A 20,790-nucleotide genomic window follows, 5' to 3' on the forward strand; every position below is an offset into this window, starting at 1 on the left:
GCCCTGGACGGGTGTGAAGTCACCTTTGTGCCCGATCAATACGGCCGGGGAGAAGTCTGTAGGTTTCTCCCGGCTTTGTCTGACAGGGTTTCTACATATTGCGCCGGTATTGTCCGCCCACCTCGAACAGCGCTTCCGTCACCTGGCCTAGCGAGCACACGCGCACCGCATCCATCAGCTGGGCGAACACATTGCCGCCGTCGATCGCGGCCTGGCGCAGGGCCGCCAGCGCAGCCGGTGCCGCGTCCGCATGACGGGTGTGGAAGTCGGCCAGGCGCGTGAGCTGCGACTGCTTCTCGTCGTCCGTCGAGCGGGCCAGTTCGATCGTCTGCGGCGCGCCGGCACCCTTCGGATTGCGGAAGGTGTTCACGCCCACGATCGGCAGCGAGCCGTCGTGCTTGCGGTGCTCGTACAGCAGCGATTCCTCCTGGATGCGGCCCCGCTGGTACCCCGTCTCCATCGCGCCCAGCACGCCGCCCCGTTCGGCGATGCGCTCGAACTCCTGCAGCACGGCTTCCTCCAGCAGGTCCGTCAGCTCTTCGACGATGAAGGCGCCCTGGTTCGGGTTCTCGTTCTTCGCCAGGCCCCATTCGCGGTTGATGATCATCTGGATCGCCAGCGCGCGCCGCACGGATTCGTCGGTGGGCGTGGTGATCGCCTCGTCGTAGGCATTGGTGTGCAGCGAATTGCAGTTGTCGTAGATGGCGATCAGCGCCTGCAGCGTGGTGCGGATGTCGTTGAAGTCGATCTCCTGCGCGTGCAGCGAGCGGCCGGAGGTCTGCACGTGGTACTTCAGCTTCTGGCTACGTTCGCTGGCGCCGTACTTGTCGCGCATCGTCACGGCCCAGATGCGGCGCGCCACCCGGCCCAGCACCGTGTATTCAGGGTCCATGCCGTTCGAGAAGAAGAACGACAGGTTCGGCGCGAAATCGTCGATGTGCATGCCGCGCGCCAGGTACGCTTCGACGAAGGTGAAGCCGTTGGCCAGCGTGAACGCGAGCTGCGAGACGGGGTTTGCGCCCGCCTCGGCGATGTGGTAGCCGGAGATGGACACGGAGTAGAAATTGCGCACCCCGTTCTGCACGAAGTATTCCTGGATGTCGCCCATCACCTTCAGCGAGAACTCCGTGCTGAAGATGCAGGTGTTCTGGCCCTGGTCTTCCTTCAGGATGTCGGCCTGCACGGTGCCGCGCACGTTCTGCAGCACCCAGGCGCGGATCTCGCTGGCCTCCGCCGCCGTCGGCTCGCGGCCCTGTTCGGCGACGAAGCGCGCCAGGCGCTGATCGATCGCCGTGTTCATGAACATCGCCAGAATGGTCGGCGCCGGGCCGTTGATCGTCATCGACACGGACGTCGACGGATCGCACAGGTCGAAGCCGTCGTACAGCACCCCCATGTCGTCCAGCGTGGCGATCGACACGCCCGAGTTGCCCACCTTGCCGTAGATGTCCGGCCGCAGCGCCGGGTCGGCGCCGTACAGCGTGACGGAGTCGAACGCCGTCGACAGCCGTTTCGCATCCAGGCCAGCGGAGACCAGCTTGAAGCGGCGGTTGGTGCGGAACGCATCGCCTTCGCCGGCAAACATGCGCGTGGGATCCTCGCCTTCGCGCTTGAACGGGAACACGCCGGCCGTGTAGGGAAAGGCGCCCGGCACATTTTCCAGCATCAGCCAGCGCAGCAGCTCGCCGTGATCCTCGAACTTCGGCAGCGCCACCTTGCGGATCTTCGTGCCGGACAGCGTTTCGTGGATCAGGTTCGTGCGGATCTCGCGGTCGCGGATGCGCGTCACGAATTCGTCGACGCCATACGCGGCCTGGGTGGCCGGCCAGGTGGCCAGCAGGTGCTTCGCTTCGGCATCCAGCGCACCCTCGCGCGCGGCGATGATGTCGTCGAAGCCGGCCTCCCGTCCGGCGGCGACCAGCATGCGCTGCGCGGCCTGCAGCTGCTGGCGTTCGCGCGCCAGCGTGGCCTGCCTGCGCACGCGGCCATGGTAGCCGCGCACCGTGTCGGCGATCTCGGCGAGGTAGCGGGCCCGCGCCGGCGGCACGATCACGTTGCGGCCGGAGCTGGCGCGGATCGTCACGGGGGCCAGGCGGCCCGGCTGCGTGCGCAGGCCGTGCACCGCCAGCCGCGGCAGCAGGCCGTGGTACAGCGCCGTCACGCCATCGTCGTTGAAGCGGGAGGCCTGCGTGCCGTAGACGGGCATCTCGTCGGGGCTGCTGGTCCACAGCTCGCGGTTGCGCTGGTACTGCTTGGCCACGTCGCGCAGCGCATCCTGGGCGCCCTTGCGGTCGAACTTGTTGATGGCGACGAGATCGGCGAAATCGAGCATGTCGATCTTTTCCAGCTGCGAGGCGGCGCCGAATTCCGGCGTCATCACGTACATCGACACATCGACGTGCGGCACGATGGCGGCATCACCCTGGCCGATGCCGGACGTCTCGACGATCACCAGGTCGAAGCCGGCCACCCGGCAGGCGGCGATCACGTCCGGCAGCGCCTGGGAGATCTCTGAGCCCGCCTCGCGCGTGGCCAGCGAACGCATGAAGACACGGCTCTGCGGTATGCCATCCTTGTGCCAGGGATTGATGGCGTTCATGCGGATGCGGTCGCCCAGCAGCGCGCCACCGGACTTGCGGCGCGACGGATCGATCGAGATCACGGCGATGTGCAGCGCGTCGTCCTGGTCGAGGCGCAGGCGGCGGATCAGTTCATCCGTCAGCGACGACTTGCCCGCGCCGCCCGTGCCCGTGATGCCGAGGACCGGCACGGTGGTCGCTGCGGCGGCATCGAGCAGCGCGCGGCGCAGCTCGGGCGCCACGCGGTCGTTTTCCAGCGCCGTCACCAGCTGCGCCAGGGGGCGGTGCCGCGCGGCGATGTCGCCCGCGCGCAGGGGTTCGAGCGAGGTGGGCGCATACGGCGACAGGTCCACGTCGCACTGCGCCACCATCCATTCGATCATGCCAGCGAGGCCCATGCGCTGGCCATCCTCCGGGCTGAAGATGCGCGTCACGCCATAGTCGTGCAGCGCCGCGATCTCGGCCGGCACGATCACGCCGCCGCCGCCGCCGAACACCTTGATGTGCGCGCCGCCCCGCTGGCGCAGCAGGTCGATCACGTACTTGAAGTACTCCACGTGGCCGCCCTGGTAGCTGGAGATGGCGATGCCCTGCACGTCTTCGGCCAGCGCGGCCGTCACCACTTCGTCGACGGAGCGGTTGTGCCCCAGGTGCACCACTTCCACGCCCTGCGACTGCAGGATGCGGCGCATGATGTTAATGGAGGCGTCGTGGCCGTCGAACAGCGAGGCGGCGGTGACGAAGCGCACGCGGTTGGCGGGGCGTGGGGGCTGTGCTGGCTGCGCTGCGGCGAGGGCGGGGGCAAGATTCGTGGCGGAGGTCAGGTCGTTCATGGTGTCTCTCTTGATATTTTTTTGCCTGGAAAAGTTGCCTGAAAAATGGGGTCTGTCCCCATTTTTCAGGCAAGTAAGCGGGCGCGGTCGGCGTGGTAGGCGGTTACGGCCCGTGCCTTCACGTGGCCGAAGCCGCGGATCTTTTCCGGCAGCGCGGCCAGCTGCACGGCGCGTTCGTAGTTGTCCGGCGTGAGGCCGGCGAGCAGGTCGGCGACCGTCTGCCGGTATTCGGCGATCAGCGCGCGCTCCATGCGCCGCTCGGCGGTGCGGCCGAACACGTCCAGCGGGCCGCCGCGCAGGCCTTTCAGTTTCGCCAGCACGCGGAAGGCGGCCCAGGTCCATTGGCCGTATTCCGACTTCACGGGATGGCCGTGCGCATCCTTCTTCGCGAACAGCGGCGGCGCCAGGTTGAGCTTGAGCGTGACGTCGCCGTCGAACTGTTCCTGCAGCCGGGCCAGGAAGCGGCCATCCGTGTACAGCCGCGCCACTTCGTATTCATCCTTGTAGGCCATCAGCTTGGCGAGCGATTTCGCCACGGCGAGGGACAGTTGATGTGGCAAGCCCAATGCCGTCTCGCGCTCGTGCACCTGCTCCACCACCTGGCGGTAGCGCGCGGCGTAGGCAGCATCCTGGTACTCCGTCAGCAGCGCCACGCGCCGGGCGACGACGGCGTCGAACCGTTCCGGCATCTGCAGCACGACGGGCTGCGCGGGCGTGGCGGTCTTCTGCACGCGCGCCAGGTCGACGGCGGCGCGCCGGCCCCACAGGAAGCTTTTCTGGTTGGCGGCGGCGGCGATGCCGTTCATCTCGATGGCGCGCAGCAGCGCCCCTTCGGACAGGGGGATGCGGCCCCGCTGCCACGCATAGCCCAGCATGAACAGGTTGGCGGCGATCGAGTCGCCCATCAGCGCGGTGGCCAGTTTCGTCGCGTCGATGAAGTCGGCCGCATCGGCACCGCCCACGGATTCGGCGATCAGCGCGCGCACGTCGCCGGCCGGGTATTCCCAGTCGGCGTCCTGCGCGAACGTGCCGGGCGGCTGCTCGTGCAGGTTGACGACGGCCAGCGTGCGGCCGGGGCGCATCTTGGCCACGGCATCGGCCGCGCCGGCCGTGAGCATGTCGCAGCCCAGCACCAGGTCGGCCTCGCCGGTGGCGATGCGCTGGGCGCGCAGGTGGGCCGGCGAGCGGGCGATCTTCACGTGCGAGGTGACGGAGCCGTTCTTCTGCGACATGCCCGTCATGTCCAGCACCGAGGCGCCCTTGCCCTCAAGGTGCGCGGCCATGCCCATCAGCGCGCCGACGGTGATCACGCCCGTGCCGCCGATGCCGTTGATGAGGATGTTGTACGGCTGCGTGCAGTCCGGCAGCTGCGGCTGCGGCAGCGGGCCCCAGTCATCGGTCGCTGCCTGCCCGGCCTTCGATTTCTTCAGCGTGCCGCCCTCCACCGTGACGAAGCTGGGGCAGAAGCCTTTCACGCACGAATAGTCCTTGTTGCAGCTGGACTGGTCGATGGTGCGCTTGCGGCCCAGCGGCGTTTCCTTCGGCAGGATCGACACGCAGTTCGACTGCACGCCGCAGTCGCCGCAGCCTTCGCAGACGGCGTCGTTGATGACCATCCGCCTGGCGGGATCCACCAGCTCTTTCCTTTTCCGGCGTCGGCGCTTCTCGGCCGCGCAGGTCTGGTCGTAGATCAGCACCGTGCAGCCGGGCAGGTCGCGCAGCTCGCGCTGTACTGCATCCATCTCCTTGCGGTCGTGCAGCGACACGATGGCGGGCAGGGCGGAGCGGTCCGCATAGCGTGCCAGGTCTTCCGTGACGATGGCGATGCGGCCGATGCCCTCGGCGGCCATCTGCTGCGCGATCATCGGCACGGACACGGTGCCGTCCACCGGCTGGCCGCCCGTCATGGCCACGGCGTCGTTGTACAGGATCTTGTACGTGATGTTCACCCTGGCCGCCACGGCCGCGCGGATGGCCAGGTAGCCGGAGTGGAAATAGGTGCCGTCGCCCAGGTTCTGGAACACGTGCGGCACCTTCGAGAACGCGGCCTGGCCGATCCACGGCGCGCCTTCGCCGCCCATGTGGGTGGTGAGCTTGTTCATCTCCGGGTAGATCGACGTGGCCATCACGTGGCAGCCGATGCCGGCCAGCGCGAAGCTGCCGTCCGGGACCTTGGTGGACGTGTTGTGCGGGCAGCCGGAGCAGTAGAAGGCGGGGCGGAACGGCGTGCCGATGGCCTTCTGCAGCACGGCGTCCTTGGCATCGAGGAAGGCCAGGCGGGCGCGGATCTGGTCCTGGATAGGCGCATCGTCCACGTAGCGGGCCACGCGCGAGGCGATCACGCGCGCTACCTGCGACACGGAGAAGTCGGCCTTCGGCGGCAGCAGCCATTCGCCGCGCGGCGCCACCCATTCGCCCTTGTCGTCGAACTTGCCGATCACGCGGGGACGCACGTCGTCGCGCCAGTTGTACAGCTGTTCCTTCAGCTGGTATTCGACGAACTGGCGCTTTTCCTCGACCACCAGGATCTCGTCCAGCCCTTGCGCGAATTCGCGCACCGAATCCGGCTCCAGCGGCCATGGCATCGCCACCTTGAACAGCCGCAGCCCGACCTTGGCGGCCATCGCTTCGTCGATGCCCAGCTCCTCCAGCGCTTCCAGCACGTCCAGGTAGGATTTGCCGGAGGCGATGATGCCCAGCTTTGCATCGGGGTTGTCGATGGTGGTGTGGTTCAGCCGGTTTTCACGCGCATAGGCCAGGGCCGCATAGATCTTGTAGTCCTGCATCAGCGCTTCCTGGTTGCGCGCCTGCCGGCCCAGCGGCACGTTCGACAGCTGCGCATTCAGGCCGCCTTCGGGCATGTGGAAGTCGCGCGGCAACCGCACCTGCACGCGGAACGGATCGGCATCGACGGAAGCGGACGATTCCACCGTATCGGCCAGCGCCTTGAACGCCACGGCGCAGCCGGAAAAGCGCGACATCGCCCAGCCATGCACGCCCAGGTCCAGGTATTCCTGCACATTGCACGGGTACAGCACGGGGATCATGCAGGCCGAGAAGATGTGGTCGGACTGGTGCGGTAATGTCGACGAATACGCGCCATGGTCGTCGCCCGCCACCAGCAGCACGCCGCCATGTTTCGCCGTGCCGGCATGGTTCATGTGCTTGAACACATCGCCGCAGCGGTCCACGCCGGGGCCCTTGCCGTACCACAGGGCGAACACGCCATCGTATTTCGCCGGGCCGATCAGGTCGACCGTCTGCGAGCCCCACACGGCGGTGGCCGCCAGTTCCTCGTTCACACCGGGCACGAACTGCACGTCGCGCGCCTGCAGATGATGCTTTGCAGACCACAGCGTTTCGTCCAGGCCGCCCAGCGGCGAGCCCCGGTAGCCGGAGATGAAGCCGGCCGTGTGCAGGCCGTTGGCCGTGTCGCGCAGCTTCTGCATCAGCGGCAGCCGCACCAGCGCCTGGATCCCGGAGAGAAAAATCTTGCCGGAGGTGGCAGTGTACTTGTCGTCGAGGCTGACGGTGGCGAGAGGGCCTTCCGGCTGGGCAGGTGCGCCCAGCGCCGGTGTGGCAGCCGAGGAATCGGGCATGGCGTGTCTCCAAAATCGTTTTCTGGTCGTGCCCGCGCCTTGGTGCTCCGGATGGGAGCCTGCCGGGTGGGGCAAAGCCGCTTGTGTGCGGTCTGTGGGCCAGTCTACGCGCCGCCTGCCGGCGGCGGAAATACGGATCGCCGATGGGGGTATAAGGAAAAACTATGGCTGGCCGACGGCCATCGCCCCCGGCCACGCGCCGCCGTCGCACAGTTCGCGCGCCACGTCGACGGCCAGCTTGCTGATGGCCGTGACGGCGATGGTGGGCGGCAGCGTGCGGGAGGCGCACAGCACCACCGAGCGGGCGATGGCGGGCGAGTGGATGTCCAGCCAGCGCATCTGGCCCCGCTGGATCTCCGCCAGCACGGGCGCCACGGGCAGGATCGTCGCGCCCAGGTCCGCCAGCAGCGCCGACTTCAGGATGGTGATGGAATTGATCTCGATGACGTTCGCCGTGGCCAGCCCCGCCGCGCGCGCCACCGCCTCGATGCGGGGCCGCACGCCATGCTGCAGGCCGGGCAGGATCAGCGTCGCGCCCAGCGCCTCGGCCAGCGTGACCGCGGCGCGGCCGGCGAACCAGGGCGCATCCGTGCGGCAGATGAAGCGCAGCGCCTCGTCCGCCAGCGGCGTGGTGGCGAAGGGGGTGAGCTGGCCGTCATCGAACAGCACGGCCAGGTTGACGCGGCCCGATTTCAGCTGCTCGGTCAGGTTGCCGGTCAGTTCCTCCGTCAGCTGCAGCGTGATGTCGGGATAGTGGGCGCGCGCCGCCGTCAGCAGGGGCAGGGCCAGTGCGCCGGAAATACTGTGCGGCAGGCCGAGCGTGACATTGCCGGCCGGCCGGGCCGACTGCGTGACGGCGGAGCGGGCATCGGCCACCTGTTTCAGGATGGCCTGCGCATGCTCGTAGAACACCTTGCCCGCATCGGTGCTGTGCACGCCCTGCGCCGTGCGGTGCAGCAGCTGGGCACCCAGGTCTTCCTCCAGCTGGCGCAGCTGCTGCGTGAGGGCGGGCTGCGCCACATGCAGGACCAGGGCGGCGCGGGACAGCGAGCCGTGATCCACGATTGCAACAAAGTAGCGCAGCTGGCGGAGTTCCATGTTGTCGGAAAGTTATATTTGGTTCTCTGGGGTAAAACTCTTGCTATACTTTTGTAACCTACCGTTCACCAGCTACCACGATGCTCAAGAAAGTCGAATCATCGCAGCTTCAGCCGGGCATGTACATTCATGACATGTCCTGCGACTGGCTGACGCATCCGTTCCTGCGCAACCGCTTCCTGCTGGCGAACCAGAACGAGATCCGCAAGATCCTGGCGGCCGGCATCCGCGATGTCGTGATCGACACGGCGCGCGGCCGGGACATCGAGGCGCCGACGGTGGCGGAGGCCGGCGCTGCCGTGGAGGCCGAGGTGCAGCAGATTGCCGCGGTACCGGTGCGGCCGGCGCGGGTGTCGCTGGGCGAGGAGCTGCAGCGCGCCACGCGCATCCGCCGCCAGGCCTCCGAACTGGTCAAGAGCGTGATGGCCGATGCGCGGCTGGGCAGGGCGATCGAGGTGGGCCAGGTGCGGCCTGTGGTGCAGAACGTCACGGAATCCATCCTGCGCAATCCCGGCGCGCTGACCGGGCTGCTGCGCATCAAGAACAAGGACGACTACACCTTCCTGCATTCCGTCAGCGTGTGCGCGCTGCTGGTGGCGTTCTGCCAGTCGCGCGGCATGGATGCCGACACGGTGCGCGAGGCGGGCCTGGGCGCGCTCCTGCACGACACGGGCAAGGCGCTGGTGCCCGACGCGATCCTGAACAAGCCCGGTCCCCTCACGCCGGAGGAATTCGCCATCGTGCAGCGCCACCCGGAAGACGGCTGGAACATCCTGCGCCGTTCGCCGGACGTGGGCGGCATCGCCCTCGACATCACGCGCCACCACCACGAGCGCCGCGACGGCTCCGGCTACCCGGACCGGCTGGCCGGCGACACCATCAGCGAGCTGGCGCAGATGGCCGCGATCGTCGACGTGTACGACGCCATCACGGCCGACCGGCCGTACCACAAGGGCATCCCCGCGGCGGCCGCGCTGCGCAAAATCCATGACTGGAGCCGGCACCACTTCAACCCGCAGCTGGTGCAGGAATTCATGCGCTGCGTGGGCATCTACCCGGTGGGCAGCCTGGTGATGCTGGAATCGGGGCGGCTCGCCGTCGTCGTCGAACCGCACGAGACGAACCTGCTGGCGCCCAAGGTGAACGTGTTCTTCCATGCGCGGAAGAACGTCTACATCCGTCCTGAAATGGTGGACCTGGCGCGCGGCCTGGGCTTCGGCGGCGCGGACCGCATCACCAGCCACGAAAACCCGGCGCAGTGGAACGTCGATCCGATGCGTTTCCTGGCGCTGGCCTGAACCGCCGCCCGGTCTAGAAGAATTCGGCGGTATCGTTCGATTCGACGGTCTGCAGCAGGCCGCCGCTGACCAGCTCGTCGTAATGGCATGCCATGTTGCGGCCATGGCTCTTGGCGTAGTACAGCGCCTGGTCGGCGCGGCCCAGGATCACCACCGGCGCCTCGTAGGCGCTGATCGCCACGAAGCCCACGCTCACCGTCACCTTGCCCACCTGCGGGAAGTCGTGCTGCTCCACGTTCAGGCGGAAGCGCTCGATGATCTTCTTGGCGTTGTCCAGCGTGGACGAACGCAGCAGCACCACGAATTCCTCGCCGCCGAAGCGGAACACGCGGTCCTGGGCCCGGAACGACGAGGTCAGCAGGTTGGCGATCAGGATCAGCACCTCGTCGCCGTACAGGTGGCCGAAGCGGTCGTTGACGTGCTTGAAGTGGTCCACGTCGATCACGGCCAGCCACTGCTTTTCTTCCTGGCAGTGCTGGCGGCGCTCCTGCTCGCCGGGCGGCAGGGTCAGCGAATCCTGCTCGGCGCCGGAGGCCAGCAGCATCTTGGCCAGCTGGTCGTCGAAGGTCTTGCGGTTGAGCAGGCCCGTCAGCGAGTCGCGCTCGCTGTAGTCCAGCAGGTTCTGGAAATTGCGGTACACGCTGAGGACGCCGCCGATGATGTGGATGGTGTCCGAGGTGTAGGGCGTCGGATTGACGATCTCCAGGCAGGTGTCGGCCTTGTCGCCCAGCCAGATCGGCAGCCACAGCGTGTGGTTCCCTGTTGCATCCACCTGGTCGACGAAGGCTTCATGGCGGGCGATGCAGCCGGCCAGCGCCGGAATGTTCGCGATGGGCTCGCCGGGGCTGGACGGATCGGGATTTTCTTCCATGCGGGCCGGCTGGCCGGCCACGACGACTGCCCGCGGCCGCACGTACAGCTGGCCGCGCACGCTGGCGAGGGTCAGCACGCGGGCCAGGCTGGCACAGGCGAGCTCCTGCACGGCCGAGATCACGGAGATGTCCAGCATCGTGTGATCGCGATGGCCGGTCATGTCCACCATGTGTTTCAGTAGGGAATCCATTCTCTTCCGCGTTTGTTTCCGAACAACAAGGCTCGCAGTGACGTGAAGCACCAGGCCTTTCCCAGAGACAGCTGATCAGGATAAATCCTTTTTGCATTGTAAGCAATTGACTGTGAAGAATATTCCTAAAAACGACACCATTTTCCGTCGACTGTCCGTGTCGTGGCCGAACGGACGCCATGCGTGCCGGATTTCACAATTTTTTGGTTCCTCGAAGAAAGCTTGTGAGCGGTCAATGTTGCCTACAGGCATAAAAACTATAGTGGTCCCAATGGCACTGGCCAGAGGAGGTTCCAACGCATCTTCACAGGAGGTAACCATGCAATCGTTAATTGTCGCAGCCCGGGAATTCGCCCGGGATGAAGAAGGGATTACCGCGATCGAGTATGGCCTGATCGCGGCCGTGATCGCGGGCGTCATCATCGGCGCTTTCGGTGGACTGGGCAACATCATCAGCGGTGCTTTCACGACGATCGGCACCAAGATCACCAACGCGCTGAACGGCGGCACTCCCACCCCCGGGGGCAGCTGATCGGCATTTCCCGCCGGCATTGCCGGCGGGTTCCCGGACCGATTCCGCCAGGAGTACCAGATGAACCCGGCCATTCAATTCATGCTGCTGTGGCTGGTCGTGCAGGCCGCGCTGACCGATATCGCGCTGCGCCGGATTCCCAATGTACTGGTCCTGTCCGGCCTGATCGTGGCCGTCGGGCTGCACATGCTCGCCGCCCCCGCGACCATTGCCGACAGCCTCGCCGGCACTTGGCTGGCGGGCCTGGCCACCGGCTTCTTCCTGTTCCTTCCCTTGTACGTGCTGCGCGGCATGGCCGCCGGCGACGTGAAGCTGATGGCGATGGTGGGCGCCTTCACCGGCCCCGTGCCGGCCGTGCAGATCGCGCTGCTGACGTGCCTGTTCGGCGGCGCGCTGGCGCTGGCGATGCTGGCGCTGAACGGCCGCTGGCGCCTCCTGCTGCGCAACCTGAAGTTGCTGCTGGCACCGCTGCTGTGGCGGCTTGCCGGCGTGCCCGTCCAGCCCGTCCGTCTGCCCCGCGCAGCGAGTGCCGGCGGCATTCCGTATGGCGTGGCGATCGCGCTCGGCACGGTCGCCGTGGTGCTCCAGTCACGCTAGCTCGCCGCGCCACGGCGTTTTGCTGGTAGTCAATATCCACCTGGAAACGATGGCTAGAATCAACTTCCTCAACAGGGAGGAACGGCGATGATGGACCTGCACACTGCGGTACCCGACAGCGAACGCACGGAAGGCCTGCCGGACCTGCCCACGCAGCCGAAGACGGTGCGCGACACGGGCCTGGACCTGGGCCTGCTGGCGGAACTGGCGGCCAAGCATCTGTTCGGCGCCGGCCGGACGCACCTGCCCGTTCTCACCACCCGGCTGCGCCTCTCGATCAACGTGCTGCGCGAGGTGCTCGACTTCATGGTGGCCGAAGGGCTGGCCGAAGTGGCCTGGCGCGGCGAATCGGACATCGACGTGCAGTACCAGCTCACCGGCACGGGCCGCCAGCGCGCCGTGGCATGGCTGGAACGCAGTCCGTATGCCGGCCCGGCTCCGGTACCGCTCGAGACCTACCGGGCGCTGCTGCAGCGCCAGGCCGCCCGCCTGCCGTCCGTGATGGCGGACGACGTGGCGGCCGAATTCGCCGGCGACTGCCTGCCCGCGACGGTGCGGCGGCTGGCCGGCGCCGCGCTGCATGCGCACCGCCCCCTGCTGCTGCACGGCCCGTCCGGCAGCGGCAAGACCCACCTGGCGCGCCGCCTGGGCCGCCTCCTGCAGGGCTGCGTGGCCGTGCCGCACGCGGTGCTGGTTGGCCAGGAAATCATGCAGGTCTTCGACGCGGCCCTCCACCAGCCGCCACCCGCCCTGCCGGCTGCCCTGTCCCATGCGCGTGCCGTGGGCGAGCGCCGCAGCAGCGATACGCGCTGGACGCTGTGCCGCCGCCCCGTGCTGCACCTGGGCGCCGACCTGGCGGCCGACATGCTGGACCTGCGCCTCGACGCCTTCGCCGGCTGCTACCACGCACCGGCCCACGTGAAGGCGGCCGGCGGCCTCGTCATCGTCGACGACCTGGGCCGCCAGCGCATCGGCGCGGCCGCGCTGCTGAACCGCCTCACGCAGCCCCTCGACACGGGCAGCGAACAGCTGGCGCTGCAGGGCGGCCACACGTTCGCGGTCCCGTGCGACGCGCGGATGATCTTCGTCACCAACCTGGACCCGGCGGTGCTGCTCGATCCGTCCTCACTGCGCCGCCTCGGCTACAAGGTGCACGTGGGCCCGATCGGCGCCGCCGCCTACCGCGCCCTGTTCCGCCAGCAGTGCCGCGGCTGCGGCATCGAGCCGGACGAAGCGGCGCTGGACTACCTCGTCGACGCGCTGCACGGCGACAGCGGCCAGCCGCTGCTGGCCGGCTTCCCGCACGACATCCTGGCGCGCATCGCCGACTTTGCCGCGTTCGAGGGCCGCCATCCCGTGCTGTCGGCGGCGGCGCTCGACCAGGCCTGGGCCAGCATGTTCGCCACCGACGTACCCCTGGCCGACGCCGACACGGAAGACGACGCAGCCGTCACCCTGTACGCGAGGATCGGATGAAGAACCGCCGCGCTTATTCAATGATGGCACTGGCCATCGTGCTGGGCCTGGCCGCCGTCGCGCTGGCCTCGCGCTGGCTGCTGGGCCAGACCCCCGCCAACGCAGCCCGCATCGTGGTGGCCACGGCCGACGTGAGCCTGGGCCAGCGGCTGGCCCCGGAGATGCTCAAGCTGGCCGAATGGCCGGCCGGCAGCCTGCCCGCCGGCGCACTGCGCGATCCGCTGGTGCTGTCCGGGCGCGTGCTCAAGACGAGCGTGCTGCGCGGCGAACCGCTGACGGAAGCAAAGCTGGCGCCGGCCGGTACGCTGGGCGGCCTGTCCGCGCTGATCAGCGAAGGCAAGCGTGCCATCACGGTGCGCGTCAACGATGTGGTCGGCGTGGCGGGCTTCGCGCTGCCGGGCAATTTCGTCGACATCCTGGTCAGTACCCAGTCCGAGGCCGCGCAGGCCAGCCGGGGCGAGCAGGCCATCTCGAAGATCGTGCTGGAGCGCATCCTCGTGCTGGCCGTGGCGCAGGAAGTGAGCCGCGACGACACCAAGCCGCGCGTGGTGAACGCCGTCACGCTGGAGGTCACGCCGGCGCAGGCCGAGCAGCTGGACCTGGCGCGCAGCGTCGGCAGCCTGTCGCTGGTGCTGCGCAACCAGGTCGATCCCACGCCCGGCACGACGGCCGGCGCGACGAAGCACAGCCTGCTGGGGCTGGCCGAGCCCGTGATGGCGGCCCTGCCCGCGGCGGCCGTGCTGCTGCCCGCGCCGCCCGCCGCCGCCCGCCCGCCACGGCCTGCCGTGATGCGCTCCGAACCGCGCCACTGCATCGGCGCCATCGACGGCCTGAAAAGCCGCCAGGAATGCCTGTGAGGAGCCGCGATGAAGACCTGTCCCGCCATCCTGTTCGTCCTGGCACTGGCCGCCGGCACCGGCACCGGTGCCGTCACGCCGGTGCGCGATCCCGTCATCGCACCGCCGGCGGCCGCCGAAGCCGAAGCACCGGCCAGGAACCCTGCCGCGCCGCGCACCGAGGGGCCGCGCTGCCGCGGTGAAGCGGCCACGCCGGGCCGCCTGGCACTGCAGCTCGGCAAGTCCACGCTGATGCGGCTGCCGGAACCCGTCGTGCAGCGCAGCGTCGGCAATCCGGCCGTGCTGCAGGCGATGCTGGTGGCACCGGAAACGCTGTACCTGGTGGGCGTCGATGTCGGCAGCACCAACATGATCGTGCAGGGCAAAAGCGGCAACTGCAGCGTGATCGAGGTGACGGTGGCGATGGATGCGGGCGGCCTGCAGGGCACGCTGGCGGCCGTGCTGCCGGAGGAAAAGGGCATCGCCGTCACGGCCGCCGCCGATTCGCTGGTGCTGAGCGGCACCGTGTCGGATGGGCCGACGCTGGCCCAGGTGCTGGAGCTGGCGCAGGCCTACGTGCGCCGCCCGGCCCGCGGCCTGGTGAAGGCCGACGAAGGGGGGGCTGCCGCGGCACCGGGTGGCAATGCGCGGATCGTCAACCTGCTGGCGGTGGGCGCGCCGCAGCAGGTGATGCTGGAAGTGAAGATCGCCGAAGTATCGAAGACCTTGCTCGACAAGCTGGAGGCCGGCACCGCCGTGCGCCTGAAGGGCGGCGAATGGACCGCGTCGCTGCTGTCGAATTTCCTCAGCGGCACGCTCAAGGGCGGCATCGAACTGTTCAAGTCCGCCAACAATGCCCTGCGCGTCGATGGCGAACGCAACCACGGCCTGGTGCGCGTGCTGGCCGAGCCGACGGTGATGGCGATCAGCGGCCAGGAGGGTAGTTTCCTCGCCGGCGGCAAGATCTTCGTGCCGGTGGCCCAGGACAACAACAAGGTCACGCTGGAAGAAAAGGAATTCGGCGTGGGCCTGCGCTTCACGCCCACCGTGCTGGCGGGCGGGCGCATCAACCTGAAGGTGGCGCCGGAGGTCTCCGAGCTGTCGCGCAACGGCGTGGGCCTGAGCGCCAGCGGCATCGTCGGCAACGCCATCCTGCCGCTGATCACCACGCGCCGCGCCACCACGACCGTGCAGCTGTTCGACGGCCAGAGCTTCGCCATCGGCGGGCTGATCCGCAATAACCAGGTGACCAATATCGACGCGCTGCCCGGCCTGGGCGAGGTGCCCGTGCTGGGCACGCTGTTCCGCAGCACGGACTTCCAGCACGACCGCAGCGAGCTGCTGTTCGTCGTCACGGCGCACCTGGTCAAGCCGCTGCCACCTGGCCAGGCCCTGCCCACCGATGCGCTGCAGCCGGCCGGGCGCGCCGAGATGTTCATTGGCGGGCGGCTGGAAGCCGAAGGGCCGGCCGCCGCACCGGCACCGGCCGCTGCGCAGTCCTCCCCGTTCCAGCTGAAGTGAGGCGACCATGCTCCCGCGCATTCAAACGACACTCCTGCTCATCGGCCTCGGCATGCTGGCCGGCTGTGCCAGCCCGGCCGCCACGCCGCACTGGGATGCCCGCTTCGGCATGGCCACCCGCGCCGCGTTCGCGGCCCAGGTCCTGCACCCCGAGGCGGCGCGCGACGGTCGCCCGGTCGACGGCATGGATGGCCCGAGTGCGGCCGCGGCCCAGCAGCGTTACCAGAAATCGTTCGCCGAGCCGCCGTCCGCGGCCAGTCCGTTCACCATCGGCGTCAGCGGTGCGAAATGATGCCCCGGGCACCACGCCATGCCGCTGCTGCCATGCGGCGCGCGCGCCAGCGGGGCGCCATCCTGATCCTGTATGCGTTCGCGCTGGTCGTGATCCTGGGTTTTGCCGGGCTGGTGCTGGACCTGGGCCTGGTCTATTTCCGCAAGGCGCAGCTGCAGGGCGCGGCCGACGCCATCGCACTGGCCGCCGCGCAGCGCCTGAACGGCACGGCGGCCGGCGTGGCGACCGCCGTCACGGCCGCCGCCACGAACGCCGCCACTCACCGTGTCGGCCTGGCCGACAGCCTGCCGTGGAATGCCGATGCGGCGCTGCGCTTCAACAGCAGCCCGGATGCGGCGGGCGGCTGGCTGTCGGCCGGGGAAGCGGCGGCGGCGCCGGCCGGCATCTGGTATGCGCGCGTCGATATCGGCGCGCTGGCGTCCACCGCGCATGTGATGCGGCCGATCTTCATGGGACTGGTCGGCGCGGACAGCCCGATCGACGTGGGTGCCGCCGCGGTGGCCGGCCAGGCCGCGCTGAAGGTCACGCCGCTGGCCATCTGCGCGCTGAAGACCCAGCAGACCACGCAGCGCGACAACGGCGGCGGCCTGCTGGAGACCATCACCTACGGCTTCCGCACCGGCGTCACCTACAACCTGCTCAACCTCAATCCGGCACTGGGCGCCAGCAGCGGCGCCTATTTTTTCCTCGATCCGCTGGCGCCGCCCGGCACGGTCGCCACGGCTGACACGAGTACCGATGCGGTGGTGGCGCCGTTCCTGTGCAGCGGCACCCTGGCCTATGGCAGCCTGGGCACCGGCACCACGGCGCTCGCGGCCAACCTGCGGCGGCTCGAAGCCTTCCACCTGGCCGCCCAGCTCAATTCGCGCTTTGGCCAATACGCCGCGCCATACAGCGGCACGAATGCCTGCGTGCGCAACGGCGCGCCGCCGGACACCAACGTGAAGAACTACGCGGGTGCTGGCGCCACCTGGCATCCGACCGATGCCCAGCCAACGCAGCCCAGCGCCCGATCCTCGTCCGGCGCCGGCCTGCCGCTGGCCACGATTGCCGATCTGTCGCCAGCGCAGACCTTCCCGGCGGGCCACTACGGCATCCGCTGGGCATTCGCGCAGCCCGCCAGGCCGGACGGCACGCTGATCGGCCGGAATTCGTGGAATACCCTGTACCCGCCCACCGTGGCGGTGGCGAATACGCCCACCTGGACCAGCACGCCTTACAAACTCATCCGCGAGACGCCGGATCCGGCCACGCCATCGCGCGCCGAGCGGCGCGTGCTGACGGTGCCCCTGCTGGACTGCAGCACGGTCCCGCCCAGCGGCCTGGCCACGGTGCGCGTGCTGGCGCTGGGCCGCTTCCTGCTGTCGGCACCGGCCACCGACAGCGAGGTGCCGGGCGAGTTCGGCGGCGTGCTGACGCAGGCGCAGACCGACCGGCTGCGCACCGTGGAGATCTTCCGATGAAACGCGATCAGCGCCAGCGCGGCACGGCCGCCATCGAGATGGTCATCGTGCTGCTGTTCGCCTTCGTGCTGCTGAACGGCCTGGTGCTGTTCGGCCGGCTGACCTGGCACCTGACCGCGCTGCAGAAGAGCGTGGACAGCACGGTGCGCATCGTGTCGGCCCTGCCGGTCGAGCGGCTGAGCGGCACCGGCGCCGCCGCGTCGATGCGGCTGTTCGGCGACGCCAGCGTGCGCGCCGCGCTGCGCTCGGCCGGCACGGACCTGGAACCGCCGCCCGAAACGATCACCGTGAAGTGCAATGACAACGCGTGCTTCACGCTGGCCGTCAACAAGGTCGATGTCACCGCCGCGCTGATCTTCGAGGACACGCTGTTCGGCGATCCGGATGGCTACCTGACGGGCGGGATCCTCGAGATCGTACTGTCGTCCTCCCTGAACTATGTGCCCTGAACCATTCCGCTACCCGGCCGCGCGCGGCGCCGTCACCGTGGAACTGGCAATGACCTTGCTCGTGTTCCTCGGCCTCGTGTTCGGCACGCTGGAAGTGGCCCGGGCACTGTTCCTGTTCAACACGGTGCAGGAAGTCACGCGCCGTGCCGCGCGCGGCGCCGCCGTCACGGATTTTTCCAGTGGCACCGCGATGGCGGCCCTGCGCGCGGATGCGCTGTTCGGCAGCAGCAGCGGCACCGTCGCCAGGCTGCCGCTGGCGCCGGAGATCGATACGGGCAAGCTGCGCATCGAATACCTGTCGCAGGATGCCGGTGGCGCGTACGTGCCCGTGACGGCGATGCCCGCCTGCCCGCAGGCGAACCTGGCCAACTGCGCGCAGGACGCGAACGGCGCCTCGTGCATCCGCTTCATCCGCGCCAGCCTGTGCGCCAGTGCCACCGGCAACTGCACGGCGCTGCCCTACCGGCCGATGACAGGCCTGGTGCCCGGCTTCGACGCCATGCACGTGCCGATGGCCGCCACCCTCGTCAAGGCCGAGATGCTGGGCTACCGGCCCGGCGTCAACCACTGTCTCCCACCCTAAGGACACGACAAGGACCCCACCATGAAAGCCCTCATGATCAGCAAGGACAGCCAGCTGCACGCCGAGATCGCCGCGCAGGGTTCGGCGCGCATGCCGGCCGTGCAGCTCATCGCCTCACGCCAGGGCCTGCGCGATGCGGCCGACCGCATCCTGCCCGATTCGCCCGACCTGGTGATCTTCGATGCCGGCGGGCCGGGCGAGTGGGACCTGGTGGAACGGCTGCAGCGCCTGTATCCGGAGGCGCGCTTCCTGCTGCTGGCGCGCGAGGCGCACCAGGACCTGCTGATCCGCGCCATGCGCGCCGGCATGCGCGAGGTGCTGCAGCTGCCGCTGGTGCACCGCGCCTTCCACGAAGCGATGGACCGCATCGAGATCGAGGCGGGCATCACCCGCATGCGCGATGGCAAGGTGCTGGCCTTCATCGCCTGCAAGGGCGGCAGCGGCGCCACCTTCCTGGCCACGAATTTCGGCTACGCACTGGCCGCGCTGGCGGAAAAGAAGGTGCTGCTGATCGACCTGCACGGCCAGTTCGGCGACGCCACGCTGTATGTCTCCGACCAGAAGCCGACGATGACGCTGTCCGACATCTGCCGCCAGATCAACCGCATGGACGGCGCCTTCCTCGAATCGTGCCTAGTGCACGTGACGGCGGGCTTCGGCGTGCTGGCCGGCGCCGACGATCCCACCCAGGCGGTGGACATGAAGCCGGAGCACATGGACACGATCCTGCGCGTGGCGCGCCAGCATTACGACTACGTGGTGCTGGACGTGGGCCGCCAGATCGATGCGCTGTCGCTGCGCGCGCTCGACAGCGCCGACACGATCTACCCGGTGCTGCAGCTGGCCCTGCCGGACATCCGCGACGGGCGCCGCCTGCTCGACATCTTCCGTTCGCTGGGCTATCCGGCCGAACGCACCCGGCTGATCGTCAACCGCTACGAGAAGGGCGGCAAGCTGCGCCTGTCCGACCTGGAACATGCGCTGGGCGCGGACGTGGTGCACACGGTGCCGAACGACTACCTGTCCGCGACCGATTCCGTCAACCAGGGCATCCCCGTGCTGCAGCTGTCGCGCAGCAGTCCGGTGGCGCGCAGCCTGGCCGACCTGGTGGAACTGGTGACGGAGCGCCGCGTCACCGAAGCGAAGGGCCTGTTCGACCGGCTGTTCGGCCGCGGCGAAACGGATTCCGCCGTCAAGGGCGCCTGAGAAAGGAGCACACCATGAGCCTGCGCGAACGCCTCGCCGCCGTCGAGGACACCCGCAACAACACCATCACGCTGCCCGTGCAGTCGCAGGCCGCATACCAGGAGCTGAAGGCCACGATGCACCAGCTGATCCTGGACCGCATCGACCTGGAGCGCCTGAAGCGCCTGACGCCGGAGCAGTTCAAGCACGAGCTGGCGCTGCTGGTCCAGCGCATCATCGAGGACGAGCGCATCGTGCTGAACCAGAGCGAGCGCCACCACCTGGTGCTGGACATCCAGCACGAGATGCTCGGCTTCGGCCCGCTGGAGCGGCTGCTGTCCGATCCCGGCATCTCGGACATCCTCGTCAACACGCACGCGAAGGTGTACGTGGAACGGGCCGGCCGGCTGGAACTGACGGACGTGACGTTCAACGACAATGCCCACCTGATGAAGATCATCGAGAAGATCGTCAGCCGGGTCGGGCGCCGCGTCGACGAATCGAGCCCGATGGTCGATGCGCGGCTGCCGGACGGCTCGCGCGTCAACGCGATCATCCCGCCGCTGGCGGTGGACGGGCCGATCCTGTCGATCCGGCGCTTCTCCGCGCATCCGCTGACGATGGCCAACCTGATCGAGTACAAGAGCCTGACGCCGCCGATGCAGCAGGTGCTGGAGGCGCTGGGCCACGCCAAGGTGAACATCCTGATCTCCGGCGGCACGGGCAGCGGCAAGACCACGCTGCTCAACGTGCTGTCCGGCTTCATCCCGCCGGCCGAGCGCATCGTGACGATCGAGGATGCGGCGGAACTGGCGCTGCGCCAGCCGCATGTGGTGCGGCTGGAGACGCGGCCCGCCAACATCGAGAACAAGGGCGAAGTGAACCAGCGCGCGCTGGTGCGCAATGCGCTGCGCATGCGGCCCGACCGCATCATCCTGGGCGAGGTGCGCGGCGCCGAGGCGGTCGACATGCTGCAGGCGATGAACACGGGCCATGAGGGGTCATTGGCGACGATCCACTCGAACACGCCGCGCGATGCGCTGTCGCGGCTGGAGAACATGGTCGGCATGTCCGGCGTGAACCTGACGCCGCGCGCCACGCGCCAGCAGATTGCCTCCGCCGTGACGGTGGTGATGCAGGTGTCGCGGCTGACGGATGGCGCGAGGAAGCTCGTCAGCCTGCAGGAAGTGACGGGCATGGAAGGCGACGTGATCGCGATGCAGGAGATCTTCCGCTTCGAGCAGACCGGCGTGGACGGCAACGGCAAGGTGCAGGGCCACTTCTATGCGACGGGCGTGCGGCCCCGCTTCGCCGACCGCCTGAAGCTGTTCGGCGCCCCCGTGCCGGAAAGCGTGTTCGATCCGGACCGCGTGTTCGAATAGGAGG

The 20,790-nt window shown here is 68.6% G+C and carries 16 protein-coding genes; 12 read left to right on the plus strand and 4 right to left on the minus strand.

What is annotated here, in order from left to right; translation table 11 throughout:
* Window positions 1-91: 91 nt before the first annotated feature.
* The 3 genes from icmF to IP91_RS19425 all read right to left on the minus strand — a co-directional run bounded on the left by icmF (window position 92) and on the right by IP91_RS19425 (window position 8,109).
* On the minus strand, window positions 92-3,412 hold the full coding sequence (icmF, locus tag IP91_RS19415; protein WP_145650771.1) for a fused isobutyryl-CoA mutase/GTPase IcmF: 3,321 nt from the start codon (window positions 3,410-3,412) through the stop codon (window positions 92-94).
* Window positions 3,413-3,477: 65 nt separating this feature from the next.
* Window positions 3,478-7,011 carry an indolepyruvate ferredoxin oxidoreductase family protein gene (locus IP91_RS19420; protein WP_145650778.1) on the minus strand — a complete coding sequence of 1,178 codons (3,534 nt, stop codon included), beginning with the start codon at window positions 7,009-7,011 and terminating at the stop codon, window positions 3,478-3,480.
* A 162-nt stretch (window positions 7,012-7,173) separates the two neighbouring features.
* On the minus strand, window positions 7,174-8,109 hold the full coding sequence (locus tag IP91_RS19425; RefSeq protein ID WP_145650788.1) for a LysR substrate-binding domain-containing protein: 936 nt from the start codon (window positions 8,107-8,109) through the stop codon (window positions 7,174-7,176).
* A gap of 80 nt (window positions 8,110-8,189) precedes the next feature.
* Between IP91_RS19425 and IP91_RS19430 the strand changes: the two genes are divergently transcribed.
* Window positions 8,190-9,407: an HD-GYP domain-containing protein gene (locus IP91_RS19430; protein ID WP_145650795.1), complete on the plus strand. Its 1,218-nt coding sequence runs from the start codon at window positions 8,190-8,192 to the stop codon at window positions 9,405-9,407.
* 13 nt (window positions 9,408-9,420) lie between these two features.
* Here IP91_RS19430 and IP91_RS19435 read toward each other — a convergent pair whose 3' ends face one another.
* Window positions 9,421-10,470 (minus strand): GGDEF domain-containing protein, encoded by a 1,050-nt coding sequence (locus tag IP91_RS19435; RefSeq protein WP_145650797.1) that lies wholly within the window; start codon window positions 10,468-10,470, stop codon window positions 9,421-9,423.
* A gap of 319 nt (window positions 10,471-10,789) precedes the next feature.
* On the opposite strand from IP91_RS19435, the gene IP91_RS19440 reads away from it, so the two are divergent.
* The 11 genes from IP91_RS19440 to IP91_RS19490 all read left to right on the plus strand — a co-directional run bounded on the left by IP91_RS19440 (window position 10,790) and on the right by IP91_RS19490 (window position 20,786).
* The gene (locus IP91_RS19440) at window positions 10,790-11,002 is read left to right on the plus strand and encodes a Flp family type IVb pilin (protein WP_145650800.1); all 213 of its coding nucleotides are present in this window, start codon (window positions 10,790-10,792) and stop codon (window positions 11,000-11,002) included.
* 60 nt (window positions 11,003-11,062) lie between these two features.
* Entirely contained in the window at window positions 11,063-11,599 is a 537-nt protein-coding gene (locus IP91_RS19445; protein ID WP_145650802.1) for an A24 family peptidase, read from the plus strand.
* Between the two features lie 87 nt (window positions 11,600-11,686).
* On the plus strand, window positions 11,687-13,075 hold the full coding sequence (locus IP91_RS19450) for a DUF8689 domain-containing protein (RefSeq protein WP_229474686.1): 1,389 nt from the start codon (window positions 11,687-11,689) through the stop codon (window positions 13,073-13,075).
* Entirely contained in the window at window positions 13,072-13,932 is an 861-nt protein-coding gene (cpaB, locus tag IP91_RS19455) for a Flp pilus assembly protein CpaB (RefSeq protein ID WP_145650807.1), read from the plus strand. The genes IP91_RS19450 and cpaB overlap by 4 nt, the downstream gene beginning before the upstream one ends.
* 9 nt (window positions 13,933-13,941) lie before the next feature.
* The gene (locus tag IP91_RS19460; RefSeq protein ID WP_145650811.1) at window positions 13,942-15,432 is read left to right on the plus strand and encodes a type II and III secretion system protein family protein; all 1,491 of its coding nucleotides are present in this window, start codon (window positions 13,942-13,944) and stop codon (window positions 15,430-15,432) included.
* Window positions 15,433-15,439: 7 nt separating this feature from the next.
* Window positions 15,440-15,724, plus strand: a complete 285-nt coding sequence (locus tag IP91_RS19465; protein WP_145650814.1) for a hypothetical protein — start codon at window positions 15,440-15,442, stop codon at window positions 15,722-15,724.
* Window positions 15,721-17,187 (plus strand): pilus assembly protein TadG-related protein, encoded by a 1,467-nt coding sequence (locus IP91_RS19470; protein WP_145650816.1) that lies wholly within the window; start codon window positions 15,721-15,723, stop codon window positions 17,185-17,187. The genes IP91_RS19465 and IP91_RS19470 overlap by 4 nt, the downstream gene beginning before the upstream one ends.
* The gene (locus IP91_RS19475) at window positions 17,184-17,636 is read left to right on the plus strand and encodes a TadE/TadG family type IV pilus assembly protein (protein WP_145650826.1); all 453 of its coding nucleotides are present in this window, start codon (window positions 17,184-17,186) and stop codon (window positions 17,634-17,636) included. Before IP91_RS19470 ends, IP91_RS19475 begins: the two co-directional genes overlap by 4 nt.
* The gene (locus IP91_RS19480; protein WP_145650836.1) at window positions 17,626-18,219 is read left to right on the plus strand and encodes a TadE/TadG family type IV pilus assembly protein; all 594 of its coding nucleotides are present in this window, start codon (window positions 17,626-17,628) and stop codon (window positions 18,217-18,219) included. Before IP91_RS19475 ends, IP91_RS19480 begins: the two co-directional genes overlap by 11 nt.
* A 21-nt stretch (window positions 18,220-18,240) precedes the next feature.
* Window positions 18,241-19,425, plus strand: a complete 1,185-nt coding sequence (locus tag IP91_RS19485; RefSeq protein WP_145650844.1) for a CpaE/TadZ family protein — start codon at window positions 18,241-18,243, stop codon at window positions 19,423-19,425.
* 14 nt (window positions 19,426-19,439) lie between these two features.
* On the plus strand, window positions 19,440-20,786 hold the full coding sequence (locus IP91_RS19490; protein WP_145650852.1) for a TadA family conjugal transfer-associated ATPase: 1,347 nt from the start codon (window positions 19,440-19,442) through the stop codon (window positions 20,784-20,786).
* Window positions 20,787-20,790: the final 4 nt, after the last annotated feature.

Origin of the sequence: Pseudoduganella lurida (genome assembly GCF_007830455.1) — a bacterium.
Classification (GTDB): domain Bacteria; phylum Pseudomonadota; class Gammaproteobacteria; order Burkholderiales; family Burkholderiaceae_D; genus Rugamonas; species Rugamonas lurida.

Excerpts from the sequence above, each read along its gene's own strand:
- IP91_RS19475 (WP_145650826.1), top strand. The coding sequence starts at position 17,184 with ATGAAACGCGATCAGCGCCAGCGCGGCACGGCCGCCATCGAGATGGTC.
- IP91_RS19435 (WP_145650797.1), bottom strand. The coding sequence starts at position 10,470 with ATGGATTCCCTACTGAAACACATGGTGGACATGACCGGCCATCGCGAT.
- IP91_RS19470 (WP_145650816.1), top strand. The coding sequence starts at position 15,721 with ATGATGCCCCGGGCACCACGCCATGCCGCTGCTGCCATGCGGCGCGCG.
- IP91_RS19450 (WP_229474686.1), top strand. The coding sequence starts at position 11,687 with ATGATGGACCTGCACACTGCGGTACCCGACAGCGAACGCACGGAAGGC.
- IP91_RS19430 (WP_145650795.1), top strand. The coding sequence starts at position 8,190 with ATGCTCAAGAAAGTCGAATCATCGCAGCTTCAGCCGGGCATGTACATT.
- IP91_RS19465 (WP_145650814.1), top strand. The coding sequence starts at position 15,440 with ATGCTCCCGCGCATTCAAACGACACTCCTGCTCATCGGCCTCGGCATG.
- IP91_RS19420 (WP_145650778.1), bottom strand. The coding sequence starts at position 7,011 with ATGCCCGATTCCTCGGCTGCCACACCGGCGCTGGGCGCACCTGCCCAG.
- IP91_RS19440 (WP_145650800.1), top strand. The coding sequence starts at position 10,790 with ATGCAATCGTTAATTGTCGCAGCCCGGGAATTCGCCCGGGATGAAGAA.
- icmF (WP_145650771.1), bottom strand. The coding sequence starts at position 3,412 with ATGAACGACCTGACCTCCGCCACGAATCTTGCCCCCGCCCTCGCCGCA.
- IP91_RS19445 (WP_145650802.1), top strand. The coding sequence starts at position 11,063 with ATGAACCCGGCCATTCAATTCATGCTGCTGTGGCTGGTCGTGCAGGCC.
- IP91_RS19490 (WP_145650852.1), top strand. The coding sequence starts at position 19,440 with ATGAGCCTGCGCGAACGCCTCGCCGCCGTCGAGGACACCCGCAACAAC.
- cpaB (WP_145650807.1), top strand. The coding sequence starts at position 13,072 with ATGAAGAACCGCCGCGCTTATTCAATGATGGCACTGGCCATCGTGCTG.
- IP91_RS19485 (WP_145650844.1), top strand. The coding sequence starts at position 18,241 with ATGAAAGCCCTCATGATCAGCAAGGACAGCCAGCTGCACGCCGAGATC.
- IP91_RS19480 (WP_145650836.1), top strand. The coding sequence starts at position 17,626 with ATGTGCCCTGAACCATTCCGCTACCCGGCCGCGCGCGGCGCCGTCACC.
- IP91_RS19425 (WP_145650788.1), bottom strand. The coding sequence starts at position 8,109 with ATGGAACTCCGCCAGCTGCGCTACTTTGTTGCAATCGTGGATCACGGC.
- IP91_RS19460 (WP_145650811.1), top strand. The coding sequence starts at position 13,942 with ATGAAGACCTGTCCCGCCATCCTGTTCGTCCTGGCACTGGCCGCCGGC.